We start from the raw sequence: 10,281 nt of genomic DNA on the forward strand, positions 1-10,281 counted from the left end.
GCCCATGCCCGATGTCTCCCCGCCCCGAAATGCCCGACGCCGTCCGACCCGCTGCCTGCTCCCCCGTGCAACCCCGGTGCCCAGGGCAGGGACGTGCACTGCCGGACATCCGGAAGGGGCTCGCGGGGCGGATGCCCCGTGACGTGGATGTGACGAGACCCAACCTGGGAAGGTTTTTTCCCTCCCGGGGCCGGCCAGGGCTGTAACGCCAGGCTGTAAGAACGGCGGTGTTACCGATCAGCCGGTGGATCCGCCGGCGGGGCACCGGGCTCTGGCGACGCCGCGGCACCGGGCTCTGGCGACGCCGCGGCACTAGGCTCTGAAGGATCCGCCGCGCGGGGCTCTGGCGACGCGGCTTCCACGGGCGGATCCACCGGAGGCGCGCCCCCCGGCTCCGCGGGCGTGGCCTCCGGATTCGCGGCCTGGGGGAGTGGCGGGATGGGATGTTCCGGCGTCACGCCGCGCCGCGTGAAGGCGTACAGCACGCGCACCAGCAGCAGCCCCCCGGCGATGGCCAACAGGACGCGCCAGACCATGGGTGGAACCGGAGGCTCGCTCACGGTGAACCGCCCATGGACCGCCTTGGGGCGGGTGGTGAGGAAACGCACGTCCACGTCCCAGGGGCCTGCCGCGTCGGGGACGAACTCGGTGGTCCAGCCCACGGCGTCACGCTTCAGCGTGCGCGTCACCTGGCCGGGCACGCCCTCCTGGGAGAACGCGACCGTGACGACGCCCTGGAAGGGAGGGCCCTGAAGGTTTCCCACCGACAGCGTCAGCCGCAGGGGCTCACCGGGGCGGGGGAGGGCGGGGGTGAGCACGCCCTGGAGCTGGTCCTCCGCGTCCCGCCAGGACAGGGACAGCAGGTCCCCGCGCCGCTCGACCTTGATCTGATCCGGTGCAGGGGCCGCGGCGGCATGCAGGGCCAGCAGGCAGGTCATGACGACCCACCCCAACGAGGAGGTCCTGCGCCTTTGCCTCATGGGCCGCTGTCCCCTAAGATGCGCTGCCCTGTCACCTTCCACTGAGCCCGCTCCCCCCGGGGAGTACCCGGGATGAACCCTCAAGCATTCGGGAAATACCAGCTCCTCAAGAAGCTCGCCACGGGCGGCATGGCCGAAGTCTGGCTTGCGCGTCAGTCCGGAATCGAGGGCTTCCAGAAAGAGCTTGTCGTCAAGCGCATCCTCCCGCACCTCGCGGAGGACCGCGAGTTCGTGGAGATGTTCAAGAACGAGGCGCTGATCGCCGCGCGCTTCAACCACCCGAACATCGCGCAGGTCTACGAGTTCGGCGAGGCCAACGGGACCTATTACATCGCCATGGAGTTCATCCACGGCGAGGACCTGGGCCGGGTCATGCGCAAGGCCAGCGGGATGAACCAGTGGATCGCCCGTCCGCTGGCGATCCGCATCGTCGCCTCCGCGTGCGAAGGTCTCTACTACGCGCACAGCCGCAATGATGACCGGGGCCAGCCGCTCAACGTGGTGCACCGCGACATCAGCCCGCAGAACATCCTGATCAGCTTCGATGGTTCGGTGAAGCTGGTGGACTTCGGTATCGCCAAGGCCGCGGATCAGGCGTCCATGACGAAGTCCGGCGCCATCAAGGGCAAGTTCGCGTACATGGCGCCCGAGCAGGCTGCGGGCAAGCACCTGGACCGGCGCGCGGACATCTTCGCCATCGGCCTGGTGCTGTACGAGATGCTCACCGGGCACCGGCCGCTCAAGAAGGACTCGGAGCTGGCCACGCTGCAGGCGGCCATGGAGTGCTCCATCCCGTCCCCGTCCGAGGTGGCCGACGTGCCCCGGGACATGGACCACGTGGTGATGCGCGCCCTGGCCAAGAGCGCGGATGACCGCTACGACAACGCGCGCGAGTTCCAGACGGCGCTGGAAGAGCTGCTCGTCAACGAGCGCTGGCTCGTCACCTCCGGTCAGATTTCGGAGCTGATGAAGACGCTCTTCGCGGATCGTCTGCAGGAGGAGCTCAAGCAGGGCCAGTTCGTGCCCGTGGGCGAGGACTCCAACACCTCGCCGCCCAGGCCGCCCCCGGACATGAGCTGGGAAGCGCCTCCGGGCGAGTCGCAGTCGCGCGAGCGCTCGCGTGGCAACACCCGCACGGGGGCCGCGCCCCGCCGCGCCACGGGCATGTCGCCCGCGCTGGCGGAGGACCCGAACGAATACGACGCGCCGTCGCTCACCGGCGTGGAGCCGCAGCCCCGGCGCCGCTCCAGCGTGTCGGAGCCGGCGGTCCGGCGCGGCACGTCCACCAGCAACCCGAACGCGACGCAGATCGCGCGCACCAACTCGCGCTCGGACCTGCGCAGCCAGTCCGTGGAGGATGTCCCGCCGCCCCGGCGCACGATGTCGCGCTCCGTGCCGGTGTCGGAGCCGCCCATGCGTTCGCGCTCGGGCGTGCAGCGGATGGACCCGGACGACGACGACGAGCGCACGCGCCTGCCGCCGCCGGAGGATGATCCGGACACGGTGCCCGCGCCCCTGCCGCCGCGCCGCCGCACCAGCAGCAGCCAGTCCGCCGTCGAACCGCCGCGCCGCCGCACCTCCAGCCGCGTGGATGCCCCGCGCGCGCGCCCGGTGGCCCCGCCGGTGGAGGACGACGAGGACTCCGGCGAGCGCCGTCCGTCGCGCAACAGCGCCCCCGCGCTGCCGGAGCCGGTGAAGCCCAAGGGCGGCAGCGTCCGCACGCTGGCCACGGTGGGCCTCGTCGTGGGCCTGCTCGCGATGGGCGTGCTCTTCCGCGAACCCATCATGCTGGCGCTCACGTCCAAGGCCGCGGACGCGCAGGGCGTGTGGCTCACGGTGAACACCAACCAGCCGGTGAAGGTGTCCGTGCGGCACACGGAGCGCTGCGGAAGCCCGGAGCCGGTGACGCTGCTGGGCACCGCGCCGCTCACGCGCGTGCAGGGCGCCCACCTGCAGGACACGCTCATCCTGGAGAACGACGCCCAGGGCATCTACCTGGAGGACTCGGAGGAGCTCGCGTTCGGCGCGCCGGGCGAGCTGAAGACCTTCGAGCGCAGCTTCAAGGAGGGCACCCTCAAGCTGAAGATCACCCCCAAGGGGATGACGCCGGGCCTGACGGTGTACCGGAACAACCAGATGATGGGCAGCGCCGGCACGACGCTCAAGCTGATGGAGGGCAAGCAGCGCCTGGAGCTGCGCGGCAAGCAGCTCAAGGAGCCCGTCGCCTTCGAGGCCACCATCAAGCCCGACGAGACGACGGACCTGCCGCTGGACCTGGCCTCCGCGCTCTAGTAGCGCGGCAGGGACGGGTCCACGGCGCGCGAGTACAGGTCGATGCCGCCCTGGAGCGACACGGCCTGCAGCCCCCGGTCGATGAGGTACGCGGCGCCGTCCAGGCTGCGCACCCCGTGGTGGCAGTAGACGACCACGGGGCGGCCCCGGAAGGCCTCCAGCTGTTCGTGGAAGTCCTCCAGTTCCGGCAGGGGCATCAGCACGGAGCCGGGCAGGGCCACCCACTCGTGCTCATGTGGGAAGCGCACATCCACCAGCACGGGGCGCGACTCGGGGGGGCCGGCCAGGCGCCGGGCCAGCTCGGCGGGGGTGATTTCAGGGATGGGCATGGGGGTTATCTTCTGTTGAGTCGGGATGGGGCCCGTCAGGTCCCTTGGCTTTTCGGGCGCCAGGGCGTTATGAGGCGCCGTCTACGAGGAGAGTGAAGCACATGGATACTTCTACCGCCGTCGCCGGCTCCACGCCGGCCTCCCAGCCCGCCACCGCCGCGCCCGTCGTCCTGACGGCCGCCGCCATCGCCCAGGTGAAGACGGTCATCCAGGCCCAGGGCTTCCAGGGCTACTTCTTCTCCATCCGCGTGGTGCCCTCCGGCTGCAGCGGCCTGGGCTACGACCTGAACCTCGTCAAGGAGTCGAAGGCGGGCGACCAGACGTGGGAGCAGGATGGCGTGACGATCGCCACCGACGCGCTGAGCGCCCAGTACCTGTCGGGCACGCACATCGACTACGTCACCAGCATCACCGGCGCGGGCTTCAAGTTCGAGAACCCCAACGCCAAGTCGTCCTGCGGTTGCGGCACGTCGTTCACCACCTGATCCGTCGCCTGACGGCTCGCGGTGGAGGAAGGGCCGGGATGGGACGCCAGACAGGCGTGCCCCCGGCCCTTCGTGCGTCCAGCACTCATGCGCCAGCCACGGGCTTCATCACCTTCAGCCAGGACTGCTCCTCCTGACCGCGGCCCCGGCGCCGGGCGCGGCGGGCCTCCGCCTCCTGGAAGGCCTGGCGCTCCGCTTCCGACTCCAGCAGCAGCGGCGGCACCGGCACGCCCTTGCCGTCCTGTCCCTGCGCCACGAAGGTGAGCAGCGCGCTGGTGGTGAGGTGCCGCTCACCGGTGAGCGGGTTCTCCGCGTGCACGGTGACGCCCACCTCCAGCGAGGTGCGGAACGACGCGAGCACTCGCGCGTGCAGGAGGGCGATCCAGCCCACGCGGATGGGGGCGTGGAAGTGCAGGTCGTCCATGGACGCCGTCACCACGACCTGACGGCAGTGGCGCTGTGCGGCCACGGCGCCGCAGATGTCGATCCACTGCATCACCTTCCCGCCGAACGCGGCGTTCAGGTTGTTGGCGTCCGGGGGGAGGATGAGCTGCGTCATCACCACTTCGGAATCGCGCGGGCTCTTCGGGCTGAGGTCGGACATGGCGCGGCGCAGCGTCGCACGAGAAATGGTGCCGCGTCAGGCGAGGAATGCGGACACGCGGTCCATGAACTCCTCGCGGCCCGGGCCCCGGCGGATGTCCTGCTTGGACACGTCCACCACCAGGCAGTCCACGCCGTACTTCTCCTGGAGCACCTGGGGGAAGCCCGCGTAGTAGCCGTTGAGGCCCTTGAGGAACTGCCGCCCGATTCCCTTCTCCTCCGCGCGGCCGCGCGTGCGGATGCGCTGGAGCAGCACGTCCTCGGAAGGTACGTCGAAGCAGATGACCTTGTCCGGCCGCACGATGTGGCGCGACAGCCGCTGGAAGTACTCGTAGTACAGGTCCAGCTCCGCGTTCGTCATGTGCCCCAGGCCGTGCAGGTACTTGGCGAAGATTTCCGGGTCCTCGTACAGCGTGCGGTCCTGCACGCAGCTCTTCCGGACGGAGTGGATGAGCTCGTGGTGCTCCACGCGCCGGATGAGGAACTCCAGTTGCAGCGTGAACGACCACCGCGACATGTCGCCGTAGTAGTCACGCAGGAAGCGGTTGTCGATGACGGGCTCGTCGAAGAGCTCGAAGCCGAAGCTCTGGCTGATGAGCTTCGCGGCCGTCGTCTTGCCCGCGCCGATGTTGCCGGCCAGCGCCACGAAGCGCTTGGCGCGGGGCACCTTCACCTTGAGCGAGTTGCGGGCGGCGGGCTTCGGTTCGGCGCCGGCCGTGGGCGGCGCCTTGGACGAGGGCTCGGTGCGGGACGTCGCCGGACGCGCGCGGGCGGTGGAGCGGGGCATGGAGCCCGAAGGCTTAACCCGGCTTTCCAGAGGCGTCCATTCGCTGGCGGAGCAGATCCGGCCGGTCGGTCATGATGCCGCCAATGCCTTCCACGATGAGCCGGTCCATCTCCGCCGGATCATCCACCGTCCACACGTTGATCCACTTGCCTCGCTCGGCCGCGGCCTTCAGCAGCACGTCGTCCACCAGCCGCACCTCGCCGAAGTACAGCGGCATGTCCAACACGCTGAAGCGCGCGTCCTCCGGCGGCGCCTCGCCCGCCTTGAGCGCCAGGACGAACGCGGCCAGCGCGTCGCGCGGGTAGAAGTGGCACGCGTCGGGCAGCACCTGATGGAGCCGCTCCGCGATGACGTCCTGCTCGCTGCCCAGGCACACGCGGCCCAGGGCTGCCTCCTCGGTCAGCAAGCGGGCGAGCACGTCCTCCGCGCCCGGCACGTCCGGCTTGAGCTCCACGTTGAGGCGCAGGGACGGGAAGGCGCGCAGCACCTCGCGCAGCGTGGGCAGACGCACGCCCTGGCCGCGGAAGGGGAAGGTGCGGCCCTCGTCCGGCGTGAAGCGGTGGCCCGCGTCCAGCTTGCGCAGCTGTGCCAGCGTGAGCGCCGCGAGCGGACCTTCCCCGTCGGTGCAGCGCTCCAGCGTGTCGTCGTGCGCGACGATGACTTCACCGTCGCGTGACAGGTGCACGTCCAGTTCCAGCATGTCCGTGCGGTGCGTGTGGACGGCGCGCTGGAAGGCCTCCAGCGTGTTCTCCGGCGCGAGGAGCGCTCCGCCGCGGTGCGCGATGTGGAGCGTGGGCTTCAGCCCATTAAGAAACGTGTCGCGCGGCAGCATGATCCACCTATTCCCGAATTGACGACGATGTCACGGACAGGGCCCCGGTCCGTTCCTTGCCGGCCCTACTATCCCACCGGTATAAGAGCCCGAATCCTCAGCCCGACCGGCGTCGGACTTCAACCACCTCGGCGCCCCTCACTCCCCGGAGAATTACAAATGGAACTGCGCACGAAGCTGGGCGCTGCGGCCCTCCTGGCTGCCGCTGCGATGGCCACCGCGGCCGGCTGTGGCGGCCGTGATGATGATCCCACTCCCACCCCTGACGCCGGTTGTACGGGCGTCTGCAGCACCGACGCGGGCTCTGACGCGGGCACGAACACGGACGCGGGCTCTGACGCGGGCACCGGCGACGCGGGCCCCACCGCCAACCAGATCGCCGCGACGCGCAAGCTGTCGTTCGGCACCAAGGCGACGCTGCGCAACGTGGTCGTTTCGGGCGTCCACTACGAGAAGCTCAGCGACCAGGGCAACGGCTCCTGGCGCTCGTACTTCTGGGTGACGGATCCGGCCGCTCCGAAGGAAGGCCTCTTCATCCATAAGTTCTACACGGACACGCCGGACGCTTATCACCCGCAGATCGGCGACACCGTGGACATCGAGGGTTTCTTCGGCACGGAGCCGAACTACTCGCCGTTCACCGGCCGCCGCCACCACCTGGCCAATCAGCAGACTCCCGCGGTGCCCCTGGCCATCACCCCCAAGACCACGGACGCGGGCACGGCGAACCTGCCCGCGGCCAACGAGGTGACGGCGGAGGAGCTGCAGGCGTCGCTCGCGGCGGCCCAGAACAGCGCGGCCTACCTGGGCACGCGCGTGCACCTGGCGGGTCCGCTCACGCTGACCAACCCGCAGCCCACCCAGCTCCAGCGCCTGGACAACGAGGACGCGGGCACCCTCTACTACGGCTTCGAGGTCACCGGCGGCATCCTCGTCTACCACGACAAGACCCGCTCCCGGACCCTCAGCGACGGCGGCACGTTCGAAGGCTGCGACTTCCAGAAGGCGGCCCTGGATGGCGGCGCGGTGACGTTCCCCACCGGCATCACCGGCGTCTGGGACACCTACACCTTCGCGGCCTGCACCAACGGCAGCTCCGACATCACCGGCTGCGGCAACAATGACCGGGACAGCGGCGTGCCGGGCACGAACCTGCGCTACACCTACACCATCATCCCGCAGGGCTGCGAAGACCTGCCGGGCGAGGTGGCGGGCGCGGCCGTCCCGTAATCCCCCGTCATCTGACGCTTTCCCCGTCCGCCTCCCAGGGCCTTTCCGCCCTGGGGGGCGGTCGTGTTTTCAGGGGCTGGGGCCCGAAAGTTCGCGTGGCCCGCCGGGCCTGCCTAGAGTCCGCCCCGGGCGGGTCGGACGGCTCCCCCCGGGGCGGGAATGCAGGTAGGCTCCGGACACGGTTCAAAGTTCCACCCGCGGCCCACACCCTCCACGTCCTTGAGCTCGCCCCAGACGGCCACCCCGTTCGGCAAATACCTGCTCATCAAGCGCCTCGCGCTGGGTGGGATGGCGGAGCTGTTCCTGGCGCACAAGCCGCCGGACCCCACGCTGGTGGTCATCAAGCGGATCCTCCCGTACCTCTCCGAGGAGCCGGAGTTCGTCCAGATGTTCCTGGACGAGGCGCGCATCGCCGCCCAGCTCCACCACCCCAACATCGTGCAGGTGCACGAGCTGGGGAAGGAGGGGGACAACATCTTCATCTGCATGGAGTACGTGGAGGGCGTGGACCTGCGCCGCGTGCTCGTGGAGGAGCACAAGTTCGGCGCCTCCATGCCGTACGGCGTCGCGGCGAAGATCTGCGCGGCCATCGCCGCGGGCCTGGATCACGCGCACTTCAGCCGCGGCGTGGATGGGCGCCCCCTGGAGCTGATCCACCGGGACGTCTCTCCGCAGAACGTGATGCTGGCCTACGACGGGCGCGTGAAGCTCGTCGACTTCGGCATCGCCAAGGCCGGCGCGTTCATGGAGCGCAGCAAGCCGGGCGTCATCAAGGGGAAGTTCCTCTACCTGTCGCCCGAGCAGATCATGCAGGAGCGGCTGGACCACCGGGCGGACATCTACGCGCTCGGGGTGATGCTCTACGAAATCACCACCGGCAAGCAGCCCTTCCACCGCCCCACCACGGAAGGCATCCTCTACGCCATCCGCTACGAGGAGGCGGCGCCGCCGCACCTGGTGCGCCCGGACTACCCGGAGGACCTGTCGCGCATCGTGATGCGGTGCCTGGTGAAGGACCGCACCCGGCGCTACCAGCGGGCCTCCGATGTGCGCCACGACCTGGAGGACTTCCTCGCCTCCGGCGTGCTCAAGCAGAGCCTGGACGTGGCGCAGTACATCGCGCGGCTCCTGGGGGAGAAGGAGGAGCGCACCGTGCTCCACATCCCCCCGGCGAAGCGCGCGGGCCGGCACGAGGCCACGCTGCCGCTGCCGTCCCTGCGCACGCCGCTGCCGCCCCCGGTGCCCGACCTGCCGGAGGACACCGCCGCGCGCACGCTGCCCCTGGCGGACGCGGAGGACACCGCCGCGCGCACGTTGCCGCTCGACGAGGACACGGCGTCGCGCACCCTGCCGCTGGCGGGGAACGAGGACACGGGCGCGCGCACGTTGCCGCTGGGCGGCACGGGGTTGCCGTCCCGCGGGCCCTCGGCGCTGACGCCGGTGGGGCTGGTGGCCCGGCCTCCCGCGCGCCGGCCCACGGCGGAGGCCGCCGCGCTGCGCACCTGGGACGCGGAGGAGGGGGAGCCCGAGACGCAGATGGCGCTGCCGCGCGACCTGCCCACGCGCGACGAGGAGGACGACGACGGCGAGTCCACGGCTGTCGGGACGATGCCCGGCGCGCCCGCGCCGCGCCGTCACCTGGAGCCCGTGTTCGAGGCGGAAGCCTGGGACGAGGAGGAACAGGACGAGGACGCCGACTCCACCGTGCCGCTGCGCGCGCGCCGTCCCCGGCCCGTCGCGCCCACGCCCGCTCCGGCGCGGCGCGGGGGCCCTCCGGAACCCACCGCGCGCTCCGGGCCGTCGGGAGAGCGGGGGCCGGCTGACCGGACGCGGCGCCCGTCCTCCGGCGTGGCCATGCCGCGAGGGACCGGGGCTTCGGACGACCCGTTCGCACCCACGCCGCGCCGTACGCCTCCCCACGCGCCGGAGGCCCGCGCCACTCCACCGCCTCCGGCCCCGCGCCGTTCGGGCATGGCGTCCTCCGACGATGGCCGCTCGGAGCCCCTGTCGTCCGGTCCCCGGCGCATGGGGGACGACGGGCGCGTGTCGCAGCCCCCGGGCCCTCGCCGGGGCGCCTCGCCGTCCAGCGACGCGAACCGCTCCGCCCCGCCCGGAACCTCCGGGGCTCGCACCCTGCGCCCGCCGCCGCGGCCGTCGCCCGCGGACGACGAGCGCTTCTCCACCGACCCGGGCGCCTCCGGGATGAGCCTCACGGACCCGACGCCCGTGACGACCGGCGATCCGGACGACGACGAGTCCACCATCGGGTTCCAGGCGCCGCGCCGTCCGCCCCGGCGGGCCGTGCGCGCCCCCGTCCCCGAGGACGAGGTCTTCGACGACGAGGGGCCCGACACGCTCGACGCCTCGGGTTCGCCGAAGCGCTCGCGCACGGTCGTGTTGCTCGCGGTGGGCGTGGTGTTCGTCGTCGTGCTGGGCCTGGGAATCGCGTGGATGATGGGCCTCTTCACTCCGGAGGCGCAGGCACCCCCGGCGCCCATCAAGGGGCCTCCAGCGGGAGGCCCGGCGCGGCCCGGTCCCCAGGGCACGGCCCCCGTGAATGCGCCTTCGCCGCCCGCTCCCGCCGAGGCCGCGCCGCTGAAGCCCGCTGAGCCCGTCCTCGCGGCCACGGCCGTGACACCGGACGCGGGGCTCGCGGTGGCCGCGGCGGGCACCGAAGTGACGGCCCCGCCCGCCGTGGAAACGGCGGTTCCGCCTGAGCCCGCGGAACCCGCCGAACCCCCAC

General features: G+C 71.3%; 9 protein-coding genes. 4 read left to right on the forward strand and 5 right to left on the reverse strand.

Annotated elements, in window-relative coordinates; translation table 11 throughout:
* Positions 1 to 230: 230 nt before the first annotated feature.
* A complete protein-coding gene (locus tag D7X32_RS40555) occupies positions 231 to 938 on the reverse strand; it encodes a hypothetical protein (protein WP_120607872.1) in 708 nt (235 codons plus the stop codon).
* A 114-nt stretch (positions 939 to 1,052) separates the two neighbouring features.
* Between D7X32_RS40555 and D7X32_RS40560 the strand changes: the two genes are divergently transcribed.
* Positions 1,053 to 3,272, forward strand: coding sequence for a serine/threonine protein kinase (locus D7X32_RS40560; RefSeq protein ID WP_120607873.1), 2,220 nt, complete (start codon positions 1,053 to 1,055; stop codon positions 3,270 to 3,272).
* On the opposite strand, the gene D7X32_RS40565 is transcribed toward D7X32_RS40560, so the two are convergent.
* Positions 3,269 to 3,601: a rhodanese-like domain-containing protein gene (locus D7X32_RS40565; RefSeq protein WP_120607874.1), complete on the reverse strand. Its 333-nt coding sequence runs from the start codon at positions 3,599 to 3,601 to the stop codon at positions 3,269 to 3,271. The genes D7X32_RS40560 and D7X32_RS40565 overlap by 4 nt on opposite strands.
* A gap of 101 nt (positions 3,602 to 3,702) precedes the next feature.
* Here D7X32_RS40565 and D7X32_RS40570 point away from each other — a divergent pair, with 101 nt between their 5' ends.
* Positions 3,703 to 4,086 carry a HesB/IscA family protein gene (locus tag D7X32_RS40570; protein ID WP_120607875.1) on the forward strand — a complete coding sequence of 128 codons (384 nt, stop codon included), beginning with the start codon at positions 3,703 to 3,705 and terminating at the stop codon, positions 4,084 to 4,086.
* 85 nt (positions 4,087 to 4,171) lie between these two features.
* Here D7X32_RS40570 and D7X32_RS40575 read toward each other — a convergent pair whose 3' ends face one another.
* From D7X32_RS40575 to D7X32_RS40585, 3 genes are read right to left on the reverse strand one after another with little or no spacing between them, the layout of a single operon-like run.
* Positions 4,172 to 4,690, reverse strand: a complete 519-nt coding sequence (locus D7X32_RS40575; RefSeq protein WP_120607876.1) for an acyl-CoA thioesterase — start codon at positions 4,688 to 4,690, stop codon at positions 4,172 to 4,174.
* A gap of 36 nt (positions 4,691 to 4,726) precedes the next feature.
* A complete protein-coding gene (locus D7X32_RS40580) occupies positions 4,727 to 5,476 on the reverse strand; it encodes a deoxynucleoside kinase (RefSeq protein ID WP_120607877.1) in 750 nt (249 codons plus the stop codon).
* A 13-nt stretch (positions 5,477 to 5,489) separates the two neighbouring features.
* Positions 5,490 to 6,308: a glycerophosphodiester phosphodiesterase family protein gene (locus tag D7X32_RS40585; protein ID WP_120607878.1), complete on the reverse strand. Its 819-nt coding sequence runs from the start codon at positions 6,306 to 6,308 to the stop codon at positions 5,490 to 5,492.
* Positions 6,309 to 6,467: 159 nt separating this feature from the next.
* Between D7X32_RS40585 and D7X32_RS40590 the strand changes: the two genes are divergently transcribed.
* A complete protein-coding gene (locus D7X32_RS40590) occupies positions 6,468 to 7,538 on the forward strand; it encodes a hypothetical protein (RefSeq protein WP_120607879.1) in 1,071 nt (356 codons plus the stop codon).
* Positions 7,539 to 7,757: 219 nt separating this feature from the next.
* Positions 7,758 to 10,281: serine/threonine protein kinase (locus D7X32_RS40595; protein WP_147450470.1), on the forward strand; the 2,524-nt coding region annotated here is incomplete at its 3' end.

Origin of the sequence: Corallococcus carmarthensis, from assembly GCF_003611695.1 — a bacterium.
GTDB classification, from domain to species: Bacteria; Myxococcota; Myxococcia; order Myxococcales; family Myxococcaceae; genus Corallococcus; species Corallococcus carmarthensis.